Genomic DNA, 18,867 nt, shown 5'->3' with positions numbered 1-18,867 from the left:
CCTAAGCCTGAGGAGCTGGAAATGACAGGAACTCCGCCCAACGCCCCCCTGCGCCTGGCCGCCATCGGCGCCGTGGTGCTCGGCGTGGCCGCCGTCTTCGCCTACGTGGCCGGCTGGCTCGACCCGCAACGGCTCACCCCGGCCAAGCTGGTCGACACTCTGGAAGCCAACAGCGGCGTGCACCCCGGTTACCGGCGCAACCATGCCAAGGGCCTGTGCGTGATCGGCCACTTCGAGAGCAACGGCGCCGCCGCCGCGCTGTCGCGGGCCAGTCTTTTCGCGCCGGGCAGCGTACCGGTGGTGGGGCGCCTGGCCATTCCCGGCGGCAACCCGGCGGCCAGCGACGGCGCCGCGCCGATCCGCAGCCTGGCCCTGCGCTTCCTGCCCAGGGACGGACAGGAGTGGCGCACCGGCATGAACGCCATGCCGGTCTTCGTGGTGCGCGACGTCGCCAGCTTCTACGACCTGCAGAAGGCCACCGCGCCGCAACCGGGCACCGGCAAGCCGGACCCGGAAAAGGCCGGCGCCTTCTTCAAGGCCCACCCGGAAACCCAGGCCTTCCGCGACTGGGCGAAATCCTCGACGCCGTCCTCCAGCTACGCCAACAGCGCCTACTACGGCCTCAACGCCTTCTATCTGGTGGACAAGGACGGACGCGAGCAGCCGGTGCGCTGGTCCGTGCAGCCCGTCGCGCCCTACGAGCCGCTGGCGGCGGACAAGCGCGGCGACGCCAACTTCCTCGCCGACGAAGTCGCCCGGCGCCTCGCCGCCGGCCCATTGCGCTGGCGCCTTCGATTCACCCTGGGCGAACCCGGCGACAGCACCGTGGACGCCACCCAGGCCTGGCCGCAGGAGCGCCGCCAGGTGGATGCCGGCGAACTGGTGATCGAACGCCTGCAAGCGGAAATCGGCGGCGACTGCCGCGACGTCAACTACGACCCGCTGATCCTCCCCGACGGCATCCGTGCTTCCGACGACCCGCTGCTCAGCGCGCGCTCGGCCGCCTACTCGGAATCCTTCAATCGCCGCACCCGTGAGCAGGCCCAGGAGACCCACTGATGAAACCGACCTATTTCCCGCTCTCCCTGCGCGTCCTCCACTGGGTAATGGCGCCGCTGGTGCTGGCCATGCTGCTGATCGGCCTGGGTATGGTTGCCAGCGTTTCCCCGCGCCACGCCGAGTTGGTGGCCATCCACAAGCCCCTCGGCGCCGCGCTGCTGGTCCTGGTCCTGCTGCGCATCGCCGTGCGCCTGACCCGCCGCGTCCCACCGCTGCCCGACGACATGCCCGGCTGGCAACGTGGCGCCGCGCATCTCTCGCACCTGGCGCTCTACGGCCTGCTGCTCGCCCAGCCGCTGGTGGGCTGGACCATGCAGTCCGCCGGCGGCTACCCGGTGGTGCTCTGGGGCGGCTTCGAACTGCCCGCGCTGGTTGCGCCTTCGGTAGAGCTGCACACCCTTCTGCGCGGCGCCCATAGCGTCCTTGCCTGCGTCCTGCTGCTCACCATCCTCCTGCACCTTGCCGCGGCGCTGTTCCACGGGCTGATCCGCCGCGATGCGGTACTGCCGAGCATGACCGGCGCGCCGATGCCCAGCGATCCCTCAGGAGAGCACCGATGAAAGTACCGATCGTACTGGGCGGCCTGGCCTTCGCCGGCGCCGCCCTGGCCGTCCCTGAAAACCCGCCCGCGCAGGATTACCATTACGGCCAGAGGCTCGACATCCAGCGCGTGGTGCAGCCACCGGACCTGAACTTCTGCGGCATTCGGGAGGTGGAAATGCTCTATGAGGACAGCGCCGGCCGACTGCATCGCCTGCGCTATCCCGTGTGGGGGTTGTTCTGCGGCAACGAGAACTGAGCCTTTGCCGCTCAGGCGGCCTTGCGCTTGCCGGCGAGGATCAGCGCGATGCCGCCCAGCACCGCCAGGGTCGAGAGGCCCAGGCGCAGGGTCAGGTGCTCACCCAGCAGCAGCGCGCCGCCGAGCGCGGTGAAGACAGGTACGCTGAGCTGTACTGACGCGGCCTGGAGCGCGCCCAGGCCGGTCAGCGCGCTGTACCAGATGGCGTAGCCGACGCCTGAGGCCAGCGCGCCGGAAAGCACCGCGTAGATCACACCGTGCAGGTCGAGATCGAGCTTCATCGACAGCGCCAGGCACATCGCGGCGGCCAGCGGCACGCTGCGCAGGAAGTTGCCGGTGGTGGCCGCCAGCGGATCGCCGCCACGCCGCCCGCGCAGGCTGTACAGCGCCCAGGCCAGGCCGGCGAGGATCATCAGCACCGCACTGCCCATCGGCGGCGCACTGGCACCCGGCAACAGCAGCACGACGATCCCGCCCAGCGCCAGGACCAGCCCCGGCAACTGCCAGCCGTGCAGTCGCTCACCGTGCAGATAGCCCGCCACCAGCATCCCCACCTGCACCGCGCCGAACAGCAACAGTGCCCCGCTGGCCGCGCTCATCTGCACATAGGCCAGGGAAAACGCCGCCGCATAGACGAACAGCGCGCCGGCGCTGCGCCAGTCACCGCCGGCGCACCAGCCGCCGCTGCGCAGGCGCAGCAGAACGGCGAGCGTGAACGCCCCGGAAACCAAGCGCAGCCCGGTGAAGCTGGCAGCATCGATACTCGTCTCGCGTAACGCGAGGCGGCACAGCAGGGAATTGCCGGCGAACGCCAGCATGGCGAGAAGCGTCAGCAGCAGATAGCGGGGGTGAGGCATGGGGCGTCCTGGCTCGCGGGGTCGCGTCGCGTACGCCGGCATCGGTTCGCGGCAAGGCAACGGCCCCGATTGTTGTTCTTCGGTGCCGCGCAGAGTGCCATGAATGGGGGGCGAGGGGATGTGGCGGATAGTCGAATGGGCTGTTTCGGCTCGCTCCCTACAACCACCACCGCAACAGGTAGAACGCCCCCATGCTCAGCATCACGCTGAGCAGCACGTTGCGCGTCCACAGCACCAGCGCCACGGCGACGATGGCGCCGAGCAGGTAGGGGTTGTCCGGTCTCAGGTTCAACTGGTGTTCCGGGAGGAACACGATCGGTCCGCAGATCGCCGTGAGCATCCCCGGCACGGCGAAGCCGAGGAACTGCCGCACGTTGCTGCTCAGGCGGATCGGCAGGCGCGGCTCCAGGAACACATAGCGGTTGAAGAACACGATCAGGCCCATGCCGAAGATCACTGCCCAGACCATCATGCGCGCACCCCCGAGTACTTCTGGCAGATGAAACCGGCGAACATCCCCGCCAGCCCCGACAGCACCAGCGCCGACCCCACCTGCCAGTAGCTGAACAGCACCGAACAGAACAGCGAGACGGCCACGCAGACCACCGTCGGCACGTTCTTCACCACCGGCGCGATCAGCGCGACGAAGGTGGCGGCGATGGAAAAGTCCAAACCCAGGTGCTCCAGCCCCGGAATGCTGCTGCCGACCAGTACACCGGCGAGGGTGAAGAGGTTCCAGGCGATATAGAAGGTCAGGCCCACGCCCAGGGCGTACCAGCGGTTGAAGGTCTCGCGGTCGTGGCCGCTGGTGAGGGCGAAGAACTCGTCGGTGAGCAGGAAGCCCAGTGCTGCGCGCCAGCGGCCGGGCAGCTCGGAGATCACCGGGCGCATGGTCATCCCGTAGAGCAGGTGCTGCGAGGTCAGCAGCAGGGTGGTGATCATGATCGAGAAGAACCCGGCGCCACCCTTGAGCATGCCGATGGCGACCAGTTGCGCGGCGCCGGCGAAGACGATGGCGGACAACCCCTGGCCGTGCAGCGGCGAGAGTCCGGCGTCGATGGCCAGCGAGCCGGCAAGCAGCCCCCAGGGCAGCACCGCCAGGGACAGCGGCATGATGTCGATGGCGCCCTTGAGGAAGGCACGGGAGGGAAGCGTGGTGTGGGACATGGCGGTTCTTGGCAGTCTTTCGTGCAGACAGAGTGACAGAGTGGAGCGCGGGCTGGCTTGAACAATCTTGCTGCGCCGGGCGATTTCCCCGCCGGGAATGAAAAGGGGAAGCTCCCCGGGCTTCCCTTGACGGACGCTTCCCGCGTCATCCTTCAACAGGGTGTCCGAGGCGTTCCGGGCGCAATCGATTGCGCTGATCTTGCCTTGCGTACCGTCTCCACAAACGGCGTGACGATCATCATCCCGCTCCCCGGCGCCGAACCGGATGCACTGGGGCGTCGGGCGGATGACGTAGATCGTGCCGAACATCCAGTCCCACAGCGACAGGTTGATCGCGAAGTTCTTGTTGAGGTGCCGGGGCGCATCGCTGTGGTGGATCTGGTGCTGGGCCGGGCTGTTCAGCACATGCTCGACCACCGGTCCGGACGACAGCCATACATGGCTGTGCCGCAGGTTCACCGCCAGCGCGTTGAAGATGAAGATCAGGTAGGTCCCCCCCGAACAGCGTGTAACGACTGATCTCCCGACCACAGGCATACCAGAAGGCCCCGCGCAATGGACGCACGGGGCCGCCGGGCTTCACCACGGGAAACCACGGGACTGCACAAGCAAGGGGAGGGGCGAAGCAGGTAGGGAACTACCAGAGGGCGAATGCGTAGCTGAAGTAGAGCCGGTAGTTGTCGCGGTCGGCGGCATAGGTGGAGCGCGAAACCGAGTGGCGCAGTTCCGTGCCCAGTCCCCTGAGCGGACCGCTCTGGACCACGTACTTGAGGTTGGTATTGGTTTCGTGCTCCCTCGCCGCCTGGTCCTTGTACACGCCGTGGTCGCCCTTGTAGTAGCGGACCATCAGGCTCAGGCCCGGGATGCCCTGGGCGGCGAAGTCGTAGTCGTAGCGCAGCATCCAGGTCTGCTCCTCGGCCTGGATGAACTTGCTCACCGACGCGTTGCTGAACGAGTAGACGGTACTGACGCTGGCGTAGGGCAGGGCGGTGTCGCCCCACAGCTTCTGGTAGCCGAGGCCGACGGAGTGGCCGCCGAGGGCGTAGGTGAACAGGCCGCTGAACATGTCCGCATCGACCTCGCCGTTGCGCGCGGCGCCGGCATCGCTGCTCATGAAGTAGCGCAGGTCGCTGGTCAGGGAACCGATTTCCAGCGGCTGGCGATGTACCATGCCGAAGAACTGCTGGCGATAGAACTCGCGCATTTCGCCGTAGTAGCTGGTTAAACTGAGCTGCTTGCTCGGTGTGAAGGTCGCCCCGGCGAAGTCGAAATCGGTCCCCTGGTTGCCCGTGTAGCCCTGGGGAAAGATGTCGACGCTGTCGGTGGAGTTACGTGCCTTGAACTGGTCGAGGTGGCCGGCGTGCAGGTACAGCCGGTCGAAGCCGCGGTACTCCACCTGGGTGCCGCGGAATGTCTGCGGCAGCAGGCGGCCGTCGTTGTAGACCAGCACGGGAGTCTTCGGCAGCAGGGTGCCGGACTTGACCAGCAGGTCGTCGAAACGGGCCTTGGCGGTGACCCCCAGGCTGCCGAATTCCTTCGCCGCGCGACCGTCGTCATGCACCGGCAGCAGGCCGGTGCCTTCGCGTCCGCGCCCGGAATCGAGGCGTACGCCGGACAGGCCCAGGGCATCGACGCCCAGCCCGAGGCGGCCCTGGGTGAAACCGGATTGGAGGTCGAGCAGGAAGCCTTGCGCCCACTCCCGGCGGTCGTCGCCGCCATCGCGGTAGCCGTCGTTGAAGTAGTAGTTGCGCAGGGTCAGGCGACCCTGGGCGTCCTCGATGAAACCGGCCGCCTCCAGGCCGAACGGAAGGGCGCATCCGGCCAGGCCGAGACAGGCCATGACGCCGGTGGTGGTGAACGCTCGCATGAATGACTCCTCTGCTGGCTCTTGTGTTGTTGTGGCAGCGGGAAAGCGGGAACCGGACCGGTGGGGCGAGGCTGCCGCACAGGGTAAGCCGCTGGACGCGGTCGCGATTCGCGGCAGACACTAACGGCCCCGAACGGGCGCCACAACGATATGAGCGATGCGCATTGGGCTATGCGTCCGGCGCGTCGCAGTCGCCAACCGAGAGAGGAGCGAGCGGTGAATCTGAAGCAGCTGGAGGCCTTCCTGGCCATCATGGAAACCGGCTCGACCATCGGCGCGGCCACGCGCCTGGGTCTGTCGCAGTCGGCGGTCAGCCGGCTGCTGGGACAACTGGAGGAGCACCTGGGCTTCGCCATGTTCCTGCGCCGCAAGGGGCGCCTGATGGTGACCCCGGAGGCGGAAGCCTTCCTTCCCGCGGTGAGCGACCTGGTCGACCGCCTGCAGCGGGTCCAGCGCCTGGCCGACGACCTGCGCCACGGCAGCTCCCAGCGGACCCTGCTGAAAGTGGGCGTGCCCAACAGCATGGCCCAGCACCGCCTGCCACCTATCGTCGCGAGCTTCCTGCGGGAACGTCCCGACGTGGTGATCGAGCTGCTCAGCGGCGGCTACGATACTCTCGAACGCGCCGTGCTGGATCGCGACGTGGATTTCGCCTTCGTGCGCCTGCCCACCGAGCTGCAGGGGTTCGAGGTGATTCCGCTGCTGGAGGCGGAGGGCGTCTGCGTGCTGCCCGAGGGGCACCCGCTGTGCGCGAAGGACGAGATCCATGCCGCCGACCTGCGCGATCAGCCGCTGGTACTGCTGGGGCGGCAGCGCAACCTGCGCCACGAGCTGGAACTGGCGCTGCGCCGCGCCGGTTTCGCGCCGCAGGTGCGGGTCGAGGTGCATTCGGTGGGCGCCGCCTGCAGTTTCGTCGCCGAAGGCATCGGGCTGTCGATCATCAACAGCCTGCTGGCCAGCGACTTCGCCCACCTGCCCATCGTCACGCGGCCGTTCCGGCCGCTGCTGTCCTACTCCTTCGGCCTGGTCTTGCGCAGCGACGTGCCGCCCTCGCTGGTCAGCCGCAACTTCGCCGAGCACCTGCGCGAGGCGCTCGGCGCATAGCCTTACCCGCTTCGCGCATAAGATTGTGGGGCTCTCCGGCGTTGTTCTAGTGTTCGCTCCGCTTTACCGGCAGACCATAAAAACAACTCGAGGGCTGAACATGCCAACCGTCCATCAACACCTGGGTGACCCGACTCCCGCCAGCGCAGCGCAGGATTCCACCGGTTCCCGGAAGAGCACTCCGGTCAACCCGGCGATCATCCTGCTGGTGATCGTGCTGCTGGCCGTCTTCCTGACCTACGTGGTCGATTCCGGCACCTTCCGCCGCGACGGCATCGCGGTGGTTCCCGGTTCCTTCGCCACCCTGGAGAAGGACAGTTCCATCAGCCAGCTGTGGTCGTTCGAACCACGCAGCAAAGACGACGCGGCGACCCGTCCGGTGTCCCTGGGCGAGGCGTTCATGGCCATTCCCCAGGGCATCGAGAAGCGCGCCGGGCTGATCTTCATGGTGCTGTTCATCGGTGGCATGTTCGGCGTGCTGAACAAGATCGGCACCATCGAACTGGGCCTGGAACGCCTGCTCGGCATGACGCGGGGCAACCTCTACGTGCTGGTGCCCTGTCTGATGCTGATGTTCTCCGCCGGCAGCACCTTCATGGGGCTCGCCAAGGAATACATCCTGATCGTTCCGCTGATGGTCGCCATGGCCAACCGCATGGGCCTACCGAACATCATCGGGCTGGCCATAGTCGCGATCTCGGTGAAGGTCGGCTATCTCGGCTCGATCTCCAACCCCGTGGTGCTCGGCGTCGCCCAGCCGCTGGTCGGCCTGCCGGTGTTCAGCGGCCTGCCGATGCGCGTGGCGACCTACCTGGTGTTCCTGCTGGTATCCATCGCCTTCGTTCTCTACAGCATCCGCAAACTGGGCTTCAGCGGCAGCGCGCAGTTCGACTTCCAGGCCGCGCCGCTGGGCCTGCGCCACGCTTCGATCCTGCTGGTGCTGGCGGTCGGCATCGGCTTCCTGGTGTATGCCTCCAACCGCTGGCACTGGAAATACCCGGAACTGTCGGCCTACTACCTCGCCCTCAGCGTGGCGTTCGCCGGCCTCGCGCGACTGGCGCCGAGTGACGCCGCGGCGGCGTTCGTCGACGGCATGAAGAAGGTGCTGATGGCCGGCGTGCTGATCGGCCTGGCGACGGCGGTGGAAATCATCCTCAGCACCGGGCAGGTTCTCGACAGCATCGTCCAGGGCCTGTCCTCGCTGATGGGCGACCACGGTTCGCTGGTTTCCGCCTACGGCATGTTCTTCGCCCAGCTCGGCCTGGACGTGCTGATCCCGTCCACTTCGGGGCAGGCCGCCGTGACCATGCCGATCTTCGGCCCCCTCGGCCAACTGTCCGGGGTCAGCGCGCAGAGCACCGTCTACGCCTTCCTCCTCGGCAACGGCCTGACCAACCTGATCACGCCGACTTCCAGCGGGCTGCTGGTCCTGCTCGCCACCGCCCAGGTCGGCTGGGGCCAATGGGCGCGCTTCGTGCTGCCGCTGTTCCTGATCTTCCTCGTGATTGCCCTCGTCCTGCTCAGCATCGCAGTGTCCATCGGCTACTGAGACCGTTCCACCGACTTCGAGCGTTACCCATGCAGATACTCAAGGACCGCATGGTCAGGATGCGCGACGGCGCGCACCTGGCCACCGACATCTATTTGCCCGCCGTTGGCGCAGGCCCCTGGCCGGTGGTGATCGAGCGCACGCCGTACGACAAGAGCAAGCCTTCCCGCTCGGAAAAGCGCCTGGACGGCCGGCACCTGTCGCGCGAGGACATGGCGCTGAAGCTCACCGAACGGGGGTTCGCCGCGGTGTTCCAGGACTGTCGCGGGCGGCATGGCTCGGAAGGGCACTTCATCAAGTACGTCAACGAGGGGCAGGACGGCTACGACAGCCTGGCCTGGATCGTCGAGCAGCCCTGGTGCGACGGCCGGGTGGGCAGCATGGGCCTGTCCTACGCGGCCCATACCCAACTGGCGATGGCCTGCCTCGCCCCGCCCGGGCTGCGCACCATGGTGCTGGACTCCGGTGGCTTCGCCGACGCCTACCAGTGCGGCATCCGCCAGGGCGGGGCGTTCGAGCTGAAACAGGCCACCTGGGCCTTCAGGCAGGCCAAGGAAAGCCCGGCGGCCAAGGCCGACCCGGCGCTGCGCGCGGCGCTGGAGGCCGAGGACATCCGCGCCTGGTTCGCGCGGATGCCCTGGCGGCGCGGCGATTCCCCGCTGCGGCACCTGCCCGAGTACGAGGACTACCTGTTCGAACAGTGGGAGCGCGGCGACTTCGACGATTACTGGCAGCAGCTGGGCATCTATGCCAAGGGCTTCTACTCGCGGATTCCGGACATGCCGATCCTGTTCATGTCCAGCTGGTACGACGCTTACGTCAGCTCCACACTGGACAACTACCTCGGCCTCAGCGCCGTGCACGACAGCCGTCATTGCCTGGTGATGGGGCCCTGGCTGCACGGCGACCGCAACATCAGCCACAGCGGCAACGTCGAGTTCGGCCCGGCGGCGAACTTCGACGGCAACGTCGCCGAGGACTGGCTGGCCTGCCGCATCGACTGGTTCGAGACGCATCTCGCCGGGCGCCCGGGCGCAGGGCTGGCGACGCCGGTGCAGGTGTTCCTGATGGGCGGCGGCAGCGGCCGGCGCACCGGGGAGAAGCGGCTGGACCACGGCGGGAAATGGATCGGCGCCGAGAGCTGGCCGCTGCCCGGCAGTCGGCCACTGGAGCTCTATCTGACGGCTGCCGGCGAGCTGCGCGAGGAACCGTCGGCCGCTGACGGCGCCACCCTCGGCTATCGCTTCGATCCGGACGATCCGGTGCCGACCATCGGCGGGGCGCTGACCTCGGGCGCGCCGGTGTTCGCGGGCGGGGCCTTCGACCAGGTGGATGCGCCAGGCTTCTTCGGCACCCGCGGTTCGGGGCGTCCCCTGAACGAGCGGCCCGATGTGCTCAGCTTCAGCACGCCGCCGCTGGAGCACGACCTTCTGGTGGCCGGGCTGGTCACGGTCGAGTTGTGGGTGGAGAGCGACTGCCCCGACACGGACTTCACCGCCAAGCTGCTGGATGTCTATCCGCCCAGCGAGGACTACCCCGACGGCTACGCCATGAACCTCACCGACGGGATCTTCCGCTGCCGTTACCGCAACGGCTGGAGCGAGCCTGCGGCCATCGTTCCCCACGAGCGCTTCAGGGTGACGATCGAGCCCTTCGCGACCTGCAACCTGTTCCGCAAGGGCCATCGTCTGCGCCTGGACATATCCAGCAGCAATTTCCCGCACTTCGACGTGAACCCCAACAGCGGCGAGGCTCCCGGGCATGCGCAACACAAGCGGGTAGCGCGCAACACCCTGCATCTGCATGCGGACGCGGCCTCCCGGCTGCGGCTGGTGGTGCTGCCGGCCGAGGCTTCGCCTGGGCACCATCCGTCCCGCTCCGCTTGCCCGCAGTGAACTCCAGCGGCCCGACCGACGGGCGCCGTATCCTCGGCACGCTCGCCTCGGGGCAGAAACCGGAATGGCCGGGCAGCCAGGCGCGCAGCGAGAGCGGCAGGATCGTGTGGATTCCGATCCGCGACCTGGAGGGAGTCCCCGGCAAGGCCGAGTGCCTGCCGGAACCGGAAAGGAAGGTGGCGGAGCGGGCAAGCTCGTCTACGAAGAGCTTTGCGGCCAAGGACTGGGCCGCTGCCCTGACCCCGGCCCTCTCCCAAGGGGAGGAGGCCGTTTGCCGTTAACCGGAGGGGTTGGCTGACTAGAAGATGTAGTCCGTGGTCAGGAAGCTGGAGTCGCGGTCGCGGATGATCTGGCTGATCAGGTTTTTGTTCGACTCGGTGAAGCGGGTGGCGACCAGGGTGCGGATGGAGAAGGTGCGCAAGGCGTCATGCACGGAGAGGGTGCCTTCGGCGGAGTTCTTACGGCCGTTGAAGGGGTAGCTGTCCGGGCCGCGCTGGCACTGGGCGTTGATGTTGATGCGGCCGACCTGGTTGACGAAGGCGTCCACCAGCGGGCCGATCTGCGCCGGGTCGTCGCCGAACAGGCTGAGCTGCTGGCCGTAGTCGGACTGCAGCACGTAGTCGATCACTTCATCCAGCTCGCGGTAGGGCACCACGGGCACCAGCGGGCCGAACTGTTCTTCGTGGTAGAGGCGCATGTCCGGGCTCACCGGGCTGAGCAGCGCCGGGTAGAAGAAGCTTTCGCGGCTTTCGCCACCGCCGGAGTTGATGACCTGGGCGCCCTTGGCCAGCGCGTCCTGCAGCAAGGTATTGAGGAAGTCGACCTTGCCCGGCTCGGGCAGCGGTGTCAGCGCCACGCCCGGCTCCCAGGGCATGCCGGGTTTGAGTTCGGCGAGCTTGGTGCTGAACTTGTCGAGGAAGGCGGGCAGCACGTCTTCGTGGACGAAGAGGATCTTCAGCGCGGTGCAGCGCTGGCCGTTGAAGGAGAGGGCGCCGGTGATGGCTTCGCTGACGGCGTTGTCGAGGTCGACGCTGGGCAGGACGATGCCGGGGTTCTTGGCGTCCAGGCCGAGGGCGGCGCGCAGGCGGTGCGGGCGCGGGTGGAGCTTCTTCAGGTCGGCGGCGCCGGAGTGGGTGCCGATGAAGGCGAAGACGTCGACCTTGCCGCTGGCCATGAGCGCGCTGACGGTCTCGCGGCCGCGCCCGTAGATGACGTTGATGACGCCCGGCGGGAAGCTGTCGCGGAAGGCTTCGAGCAACGGGCGGATCAGCAGCACGCCGAACTTGGCGGGCTTGAAGACCACGGTATTGCCCATGATCAGCGCCGGGATCAGCGTGGTGAAGGTTTCGTTCAGCGGGTAGTTGTACGGGCCCATGCACAGCGCCACGCCCAGCGGCACGCGGCGGATCTGCCCGAGGGTGCCCTGTTCCAGTTCGAAGCGGCTGGAGCGGCGGTCCAGCGCCTTGAGCGCCTCGATGGTATCGACGATGTAGTCGCAGGTGCGGTCGAACTCCTTCTCCGAATCCTTGAGGTTCTTGCCGATCTCCCACATCAGCAGCTTGACCACGGCGCTGCGCTGTTCGCGCATGCGGGCGAGGAAGCGTTCGACGTGGGCGATGCGCTCGGCCACGCGCAGGTTGGGCCATTGGCCCTGGCCGTTGTCGTAGGCGGCCACGGCGGCGTCCAGCGCGGCGAGGGCGGCGTCGGCATCGAGCAGCGGGGTGCTGCCGAGGATGACCTGTTCGTCGCCCTGTTCGGTGGCGAGGAAGATCGGGCTGCGCACCGGGGCCAGCGGGCCTTCCCAGCGGCGTAGTTCGCCGTTTACCAGGTATTCGCGCTGCTCGACGGGGGCGTCGGGGCGCCAGGCCTCGGGGATGTCGGCAAGGCAGGGGAAGAGGCGGTCGAGTTTGTTGTTGTCAGGCATGACTCATCCTTCGGGAACGGTGGGTAACAGGTCTGTTTTAGTCCGCGTGGGTGATCAGGTAAATCGATTCAGCAAGCGATGCGACGAATGGGCCGGAGTGGGAGCCCTTCGTGGGGCGAATAGCTGCATTTGACTATTCGCCGGTGGTTTCGGGGGGGATTCGGCGGATAACGCCTACTGCGTTATCCGCCCTACGGGTGCGAGGGCGTGGGAGTTGGTGCGGGGGCCGGTTGCAGCAGTTCCTGCTGCTCAGCGTAGCGGGCGCGGATGTCGAAATCGCGGGGCCAGGTGGGTTGCGCGGGTTGGGCTTGCGGAGTTGCGGAGGAAGTCATGGGCGATACCTCGTTGCAGGAATCCGGTAGGCGGATGACGCTTCGGAGTCATCCGCCGGTTGTCTCATGGCCGGGTTGCGGCGGCGGGCGCGCGCAACCCGGCTGGGTTCAGACGAACAGCGACAGCAGCAGGATGAAGCCCAGGCCGACCACCGAGAGGATGGTTTCCATCGCCGTCCAGGTCTTGAAGGTCTCCATCACGCTCATGTTGAAGTACTGCTTCACCAGCCAGAAGCCGGCGTCGTTGACGTGGGAGAGGATCAGCGAGCCGGCGCCGGTGGCCAGCACCAGCAGTTCGCGGTTGACGCCGGGGATCAGGTCGATGACCGGCACCACGATGCCGGCGCCGGTGATGGTGGCGACGGTGGCGGAACCGGTGGCGATGCGGATCACCGCGGCCACCAGCCAAGCCAGGAGGATCGGCGATATCTGCGCCTGCACCGCCATGTGGCCGATCACGTCGCCCACGCCGCTGGCCACCAGCATCTGTTTGAAGCCGCCGCCGGCGCCGATGATCATCACGATGGCGGCGGTGGGCGCGAGGCTCTGGTCGAGCAGCTTGAGGATCTTCTTCGAGTCGAAACCGCGGGCGTGGCCGAAGGTGTAGAGCGACAGCAGCAGGGCCAGGAGCAGGGCGGTGATCGGGTGGCCGATCATGTCCAGCCAGGCGCGGACGACGTGGCCGTCGGCGAGCATGACGTCGGCGAAGGTCTTGAGCAGCATCAGGAACACCGGCAGCAGCACGGTGAGCAGGGTGACGCCGAAGCTGGGCAGGTCGCTGGTGTCCGGTTCGTGGGCGATCTGCGCCACCAGTTCCTCGGACGGCTGACCGGGAATGTACTGGGCGATGAACTTGCCGAAGATCGGGCCGGCGATGGCGGCGGTGGGCAGGGCGACCAGCAGGCCGTAGAAGATGGTCTTGCCGATGTCCGCGCCGAACACGCCGATGGCCAGCAACGGGCCCGGGTGCGGCGGCACCAGGCCGTGTACGGCGGAGAGGCCGGCGAGCAGCGGGATGCCGATCTTGATCAGCGACACGCCGCTGCGGCGGGCGACGATGAACACCAGCGGCACCAGCAGGATGAAGCCGATCTCGAAGAACAGCGGGATGCCGACCAGGAACGCGGCGAACATCATCGCCCAGTGCACGCGCTGCTTGCCGAAGGCCTGGATCAGGGTACGGGCGATCTGATCGGCGCCGCCGGACTCGGCCATCATCTTCCCGAGCATGGTGCCCAGGGCGAGGATGATGCCGACGAAGCCGAGCACGCTGCCGAAGCCGTCCTGGAAGGACTTGACGATGGTCGCCACGGGCATGCCGGAGGTCAGGCCGAGGAAGCCGGCGGCGATGATCAGGGCAATGAAGGGGTGAATCTTCAGGCGCGTGATCAGCAGGATCAGGCCGATGATGGTGACCACCGCATCCAGCAGCAGATAGGTGTCGTGGGACATGCCGAGCATGGGGCTCTCCTGTTGTTGTCGTTGTGCCGGAGCGGCTTTCTTCTGTAATGAATCGAGATAGCGCTACCTTTTGGGGGCAGGCGCTATCGCGTCAGTCGTTGATGTGCTGTCGCCACCAGAGATGTGCGGCTTCCGCCAGTTCGTCGAGAGGGCGGGTGGCGTCCAGGCGCAGGGTCAGCGGTTCGCTGGTCGGCACTTCGAGGGCGGCGAACTGGCTGTCGATCAGGCTGGCCGGCATGAAGTGGCCGGGGCGAGTGGCGACGCGCTGGGCGGCGGTTTCCGGGGTGAGCTCCAGGAACACCACGCCCAGGCCGGGCACGGCGCGGCGCAGGCGTTCGCGGTAGATGAGCTTGAGCGCGGAGCAGGTGAGCACGGGGCGCTGGCCGGCGGCGATGGCTTTCTGCAACTGCGCGGCGAGGGTGTCGAGCCAGCCGGCGCGGTCCTCGTCGGTCAGCGGGATGCCGGCGCTCATCTTCTGGATGTTGGCTTCGGGGTGGAAGGAGTCGCCTTCGATGGCGAACGCGCCGCTGCGCAGGCACAGGGCCTCGCTGACGCTGGACTTGCCGCATCCGGCGACACCCATGATGAGTACGGCATCGATGGCGGGGAGCATGCAGGGCCTCGGAATTGAGACAGCGCTATCTTTGGTGGGCGTAACGAAAAGCATCGGGCTGCCTCCGTATTCTTGTCATTTTAGTCGGTCTGTCTCGGGCTTTCGGCGGTAGTGCTCCACCGACGGGCGGGGGACCGCTGGAAGCGGCCTCAGGCAATTGCCCTGTTCGCGAGACAGCGCTACCTTATTGCTTCGATTTTTGTTTGGCAAGCCGCCCGATGACCGCTCCCAAAAATAACAAAAGTAACGACAAGAATTCGCGCACCACTGGCAAACCTACCCTCAACGATGTCGCGCACCGGGCTGGCGTAAGCCCGATCACCGCCTCGCGCGCCCTGCGTGGGGTTAGCACGGTGGCCGAGGCGCTGGCGGAAAAGGTCCGTCAGGCCGCCGCCGAGCTGGGCTACGTGGCCAACCCCGCCGCCCGCGCGCTGGCCTCCAAGCAGAGCCACAACATCGTGGTGCTGGTGCCGTCGCTGGCCAACCAGTTGTTCATCGAGACGCTCGAAGCCATCCATTCGGTGATGCACCCGCGCGGCCTGGAAGTGCTGATCGGCAACTACCACTACTCCCGCGATGAAGAAGAGAACCTGCTGCGCAACTACCTCGCGTACCAGCCGCGCGGCCTGCTGCTGACCGGCTTCGACCGCACCGAGAGTGCGCGGCGGATGATCGAGGCCAGCGGCGTGCCGGCGGTCTACATGATGGACCTGGACCCCGGCGCGGGGCTGCATTGCGTGGGCTTCTCGCAGATTCGCGCGGGGGAGGCCGCGGCGAAGCATCTGCTTGCCAGTGGGCGCAAGCGGCTCGCGTATATCGGCGCGCAGCTCGATCAGCGCACCTTGCTACGCGGGGAGGGATTCCGTAGGGCATTGCAGCAGGCGGGGTGCTACGACCCTGCGCTGGAAGTGCTGACGCCGCGTCCGTCGTCTGTCGGACTGGGCGGCGAGCTGTTCCGCCAGTTGCTGGCCAGCCAGCCGCAGGTGGAAGGTGTTTTCTTCGGTAACGACGACCTGGCTCAGGGGGCGTTGCTGGACGCTGCACGCCATGGCATCCGGATTCCGGAACAGGTGGCAGTGCTGGGCTTCAACGACCTGCCCAGTTCGGAGTTCATGGTGCCGCGCCTGTCGAGCATCCGAACGCCGCGCAAGGCCATCGGGACCCATGCGGCGGAGCGCCTGTTGGACCTGATCAACGACAAGGCGGTGAGTGAGCCGGTGATGGACCTGGGGTTCGAGTTGATGGTGCGGGAAAGCAGCTGAGGGCGCCTGTGCAGGAGCGCATGTCGGCGCTTTTCGCGGACAAGGTCCTACGAGATAGCCCTGTACTCGGGCCTGCCCTCACCCTAGCCCTCTCCCAGGGGGAGAGGGGACCGTTCGGTGCAGGATGAAACTTTGGTGTCAGGCGGCACGATCAGCTCCCTCTCCCTGAGGGAGAGGGATGGGGTGAGGGGGACGACCCAGGCACGGATTATCCGGGACAAGACAGTTGCTCCTACGGAAGCGACATGGCGGTTTTCCTGTAGGAGCGAGCTTGCTCGCGAACAGTGCTAGCCGACGACTCTGTGGCTGGGCGGTTCGCGAGCAAGCTCGCTCCTACGAAAAGCAAAGCGATCAATGTGCCGGCAGAATCCGCCCACGGCATTCGCCGAAGCCTATCGACGGGTAGCCATCGCGGCGGCAGCGGGCGCGCAGGATGATTTCGTCGCCGTCTTCGAGGAAGCGGCGTTCCTCGCCGTTGCTCAGCACCACCGGCTGTTTGCCGCCGGTGGTCAGTTCCAGCAGGCTGCCGAAGCTGTCCGGGGTTTCGCCGGAGAGGGTGCCGGAGCCGAACAGGTCGCCCGGTTGCAGGCGGCAGCCGTTGACGCTGTGGTGGGCGACCATCTGCGCCACGGTCCAGTACATGTTCAGCGTGTTGCTCAGGGCGATGCGTTCCGCGGCCTGGTGCTCGTGACGCATGCGCGGGGTGAGCAGCAGCACTTCCAGTTCGATGTCCAGCGCGCCGTGCTGCTGGTCGGCCTCGTCAAAGAGGTACGGCAGCGGCTGCGGGTCGCCTTCCGGGCGGGCCGGCTGGGCGGTGCGGAAGGGTTCCAGCGCTTCGGCTGTGACTACCCAGGGCGAGATGGTGGTGGCGAAGCTCTTCGACAGGAAGGGGCCTAGCGGCTGGTATTCCCAGGCCTGCACGTCGCGCGCGGACCAGTCGTTGAGCAGGCAGAAGCCGGCGATATGCCCGGCGGCGCCGGCAATCGGGATGGCCTTGCCCTGTTCGTTGCCCTGGCCGATCCAGATGCCCAGCTCCAGCTCCAGGTCCATGCGCGCGCAGGGGCCGAACACCGGCACGTCGACCCCGGCGGGCAGGGTCTGGCCGTTGGGACGGCGCACTTCGGTGCCGGAGGGCACGATGGTGGAGGCGCGGCCGTGGTAGCCGATGGGCACGTACTTGTAGTTGGGCAGCAGCGGGTTGTCCGGGCGGAACAGCTTGCCGACGTTCTGCGCGTGGTGGATACCAACGTAGAAGTCGGTGTAGTCGCCCACCTTGGCCGGCAGGTGCAGGCGGCACGCGGCCTGGGGCTTGAGCAGGCGGGCGCCCAGGCTTTCCATGCGCTTCTGCTCGCCGCAGCCTTCACTGAGCAGGGCAATGAGCGCATCGCGCAGGGTGCGACGGGCGGTGGCGCCGGCGGCGAAGAAGGCGTTGAGGCTGTCGCCGCTGGCAGCCAGCGCGGCCTGGTGCGCCGCACCGTGGAAGAGGCCGGCTTCGCAGGCGGTCTTCAGGTCGAAGATGTAGTCGCCGATGGCGACGCCGCCGCGCGCCGAATCGCCCGGCGGGCTGAAGACGCCAAAAGGCAGGTTCTGCAGGGGGAAGTCCGGGTGGCCGTTGGCCGACTCGATCCAGCTTTGCGCGGTGTGGGATGCGCTCATTTCATTGCTCCGGGGAAGGGTCGAAGGTCTTCTGCATGCCGCTCCAGCAGGCGTCGTAGTCGCGCTGCAGTTGCGGACAATCGAGAGCGAAGCGGCTGGGGCGCAGCACGCGACAGGTCTCGAACATGAAGGCCATGGTGTGATCGATCTTGTGCGGTTTCAGGTCGGCGGCGATCGCCTGCCGGGTGGTGGCGTTGTCCGGGCCGTGGGCGCTCATGCAGTTGTGCAGCGAGGCGCCGCCGGGGACGAAGCCGTCGGCCTTGGCGTCGTACACACCCTGGATCAGGCCCATGAACTCATTCATCAGGTTTCGGTGGAACCACGGCGGACGGAAGGTGCTCTCGGCCACCATCCAGCGCGGCGGGAAGATCACGAAGTCCATGTTGGCCATGCCGTGGGTGTCGCTGGGCGAGGTGAGCACGGTGAAGATGGACGGGTCGGGGTGGTCGAAGCTCACCGTGCCGAGGGTGTTGAAGCGGCGCAGGTCGTACTTGTAGGGCACGTTGTTGCCGTGCCAGGCGACCACATCCAGCGGCGAGTGGTCGAGCTGGGTGGCCCAGAGTTCGCCGAGGAATTTCTGCACCAGTTGCACCGGGCCTTCCACGTCCTCGTAGCGAGCCACCGGGGTGAGGAAGTCGCGCGGGTTGGCCAGGCCGTTGCTGCCGATGGGGCCGAGGTCGGGCAGGCGCAGGGCGGCGCCGTGGTTCTCGGCGACGTAGCCGGCGGCGGAGCCGTCCAGCAACTCCACACGCAAGCGCATGCCGCGCGGGATCACGGCGATCTCCAGCGGTTCGACTTCCAGCACGCCCAGTTCGGTGAACAGGCGCAGACGACCGGCTTGCGGGACGATCAGCAGTTCGCCATCGGCGTTGAAGAAGGCACGGCTCATGGAACGGTTCGCGCGGTAGGCGTAGACGCTGACGCCGCTGGTGGCGTCGGCCTCGGCGTTGGCGGCCATGCATAGCAGGCCGTCGATGAAGTCGGTAGGCTCCACCGGCATCTCGAAACTGTTCCAGCGCAGGCGGTTGGGCGTGACCGGGCCCAGGGCGGTGCCGGTGATCTGCCGCTCCAGGCGTTCGTAGCGCGGGTGCCCGGCGGACGGGCGGATGCGGTACAGCCAGGTGCGCCGGGCCTCGCTGCGCGCAACGGTGAAGGCGGTGCCGGAGAGCAGTTCGGCGTACAGGCCGTAGGGAACGTGCTGCGGTGAGTTCTGCCCGGCGGGCAGGGCGCCTGGCAGCGCCTCGCTGGCAAATTCGTTGCCGAATCCGGATTGGTAGGCCGGGGCGCGGGAGGAGGTCATGGTGGTTTCACTCTTTTTATCG

At 67.2% G+C, this 18,867-nt stretch carries 16 protein-coding genes and 1 pseudogene; 7 read left to right on the top strand and 10 right to left on the bottom strand.

Annotation, left to right across the window (positions count from 1 at the left end; translation table 11 throughout):
• The first annotated feature begins 21 nt into the window (after positions 1–21).
• From H681_RS13195 to H681_RS13185, 3 genes are read left to right on the top strand one after another with little or no spacing between them, the layout of a single operon-like run.
• A complete protein-coding gene (locus tag H681_RS13195) occupies positions 22–1,059 on the top strand; it encodes a catalase family peroxidase (RefSeq protein WP_015477367.1) in 1,038 nt (345 codons plus the stop codon).
• Positions 1,059–1,619, top strand: a complete 561-nt coding sequence (locus H681_RS13190) for a cytochrome b (RefSeq protein ID WP_015477366.1) — start codon at positions 1,059–1,061, stop codon at positions 1,617–1,619. The genes H681_RS13195 and H681_RS13190 overlap by 1 nt, the downstream gene beginning before the upstream one ends.
• Positions 1,616–1,858 carry a DUF2790 domain-containing protein gene (locus H681_RS13185; protein ID WP_015477365.1) on the top strand — a complete coding sequence of 81 codons (243 nt, stop codon included), beginning with the start codon at positions 1,616–1,618 and terminating at the stop codon, positions 1,856–1,858. The genes H681_RS13190 and H681_RS13185 overlap by 4 nt, the downstream gene beginning before the upstream one ends.
• Before the next feature lie 11 nt (positions 1,859–1,869).
• On the opposite strand, the gene H681_RS13180 is transcribed toward H681_RS13185, so the two are convergent.
• The 5 genes and pseudogenes from H681_RS13180 to H681_RS13165 all read right to left on the bottom strand — a co-directional run bounded on the left by H681_RS13180 (position 1,870) and on the right by H681_RS13165 (position 5,749).
• The gene (locus H681_RS13180; RefSeq protein ID WP_015477364.1) at positions 1,870–2,715 is read right to left on the bottom strand and encodes a DMT family transporter; all 846 of its coding nucleotides are present in this window, start codon (positions 2,713–2,715) and stop codon (positions 1,870–1,872) included.
• A gap of 157 nt (positions 2,716–2,872) precedes the next feature.
• Positions 2,873–3,187, bottom strand: coding sequence for an AzlD domain-containing protein (locus tag H681_RS13175; RefSeq protein ID WP_041711989.1), 315 nt, complete (start codon positions 3,185–3,187; stop codon positions 2,873–2,875).
• Entirely contained in the window at positions 3,184–3,882 is a 699-nt protein-coding gene (locus H681_RS26410) for an AzlC family ABC transporter permease (protein ID WP_041712603.1), read from the bottom strand. Before H681_RS26410 ends, H681_RS13175 begins: the two co-directional genes overlap by 4 nt.
• Positions 3,883–4,110: 228 nt before the next feature.
• A pseudogene (locus H681_RS26405) lies at positions 4,111–4,432 on the bottom strand (sterol desaturase family protein); the annotation flags it as partial.
• Between the two features lie 87 nt (positions 4,433–4,519).
• Entirely contained in the window at positions 4,520–5,749 is a 1,230-nt protein-coding gene (locus H681_RS13165; RefSeq protein ID WP_015477361.1) for an OprD family porin, read from the bottom strand.
• 216 nt (positions 5,750–5,965) lie between these two features.
• Between H681_RS13165 and H681_RS13160 the strand changes: the two genes are divergently transcribed.
• The 3 genes from H681_RS13160 to H681_RS13150 all read left to right on the top strand — a co-directional run bounded on the left by H681_RS13160 (position 5,966) and on the right by H681_RS13150 (position 10,297).
• Entirely contained in the window at positions 5,966–6,853 is an 888-nt protein-coding gene (locus H681_RS13160; RefSeq protein ID WP_015477360.1) for a LysR family transcriptional regulator, read from the top strand.
• Between the two features lie 94 nt (positions 6,854–6,947).
• A complete protein-coding gene (locus tag H681_RS13155; protein WP_442961265.1) occupies positions 6,948–8,402 on the top strand; it encodes a YfcC family protein in 1,455 nt (484 codons plus the stop codon).
• 29 nt (positions 8,403–8,431) lie between these two features.
• Positions 8,432–10,297, top strand: coding sequence for a CocE/NonD family hydrolase (locus H681_RS13150; protein ID WP_015477358.1), 1,866 nt, complete (start codon positions 8,432–8,434; stop codon positions 10,295–10,297).
• 298 nt (positions 10,298–10,595) lie between these two features.
• Here H681_RS13150 and H681_RS13140 read toward each other — a convergent pair whose 3' ends face one another.
• From H681_RS13140 to H681_RS13130, 3 genes are all read right to left on the bottom strand, one after another.
• Positions 10,596–12,221 (bottom strand): NADP-dependent glyceraldehyde-3-phosphate dehydrogenase, encoded by a 1,626-nt coding sequence (locus H681_RS13140; protein ID WP_015477356.1) that lies wholly within the window; start codon positions 12,219–12,221, stop codon positions 10,596–10,598.
• Between the two features lie 440 nt (positions 12,222–12,661).
• Positions 12,662–14,014 (bottom strand): GntP family permease, encoded by a 1,353-nt coding sequence (locus tag H681_RS13135; protein ID WP_015477355.1) that lies wholly within the window; start codon positions 14,012–14,014, stop codon positions 12,662–12,664.
• 91 nt (positions 14,015–14,105) lie between these two features.
• Entirely contained in the window at positions 14,106–14,627 is a 522-nt protein-coding gene (locus tag H681_RS13130) for a gluconokinase (RefSeq protein WP_015477354.1), read from the bottom strand.
• Between the two features lie 218 nt (positions 14,628–14,845).
• Here H681_RS13130 and H681_RS13125 point away from each other — a divergent pair, with 218 nt between their 5' ends.
• The gene (locus H681_RS13125) at positions 14,846–15,889 is read left to right on the top strand and encodes a LacI family DNA-binding transcriptional regulator (RefSeq protein ID WP_041711985.1); all 1,044 of its coding nucleotides are present in this window, start codon (positions 14,846–14,848) and stop codon (positions 15,887–15,889) included.
• A 351-nt stretch (positions 15,890–16,240) separates the two neighbouring features.
• Here H681_RS13125 and fahA read toward each other — a convergent pair whose 3' ends face one another.
• Entirely contained in the window at positions 16,241–17,545 is a 1,305-nt protein-coding gene (gene fahA / locus H681_RS13120) for a fumarylacetoacetase (protein ID WP_015477352.1), read from the bottom strand.
• 1 nt (position 17,546) lies between these two features.
• On the bottom strand, positions 17,547–18,845 hold the full coding sequence (gene hmgA, locus H681_RS13115) for a homogentisate 1,2-dioxygenase (protein WP_015477351.1): 1,299 nt from the start codon (positions 18,843–18,845) through the stop codon (positions 17,547–17,549).
• Positions 18,846–18,867 lie beyond the last annotated feature (22 nt).

Origin of the sequence: Pseudomonas sp. ATCC 13867 (genome assembly GCF_000349845.1) — a bacterium.
Lineage (GTDB): Bacteria > Pseudomonadota > Gammaproteobacteria > Pseudomonadales > Pseudomonadaceae > Pseudomonas.
Note: the sequence above shows the minus strand (reverse complement) of the source record. Positions and strands in the feature narration are given on the sequence as shown.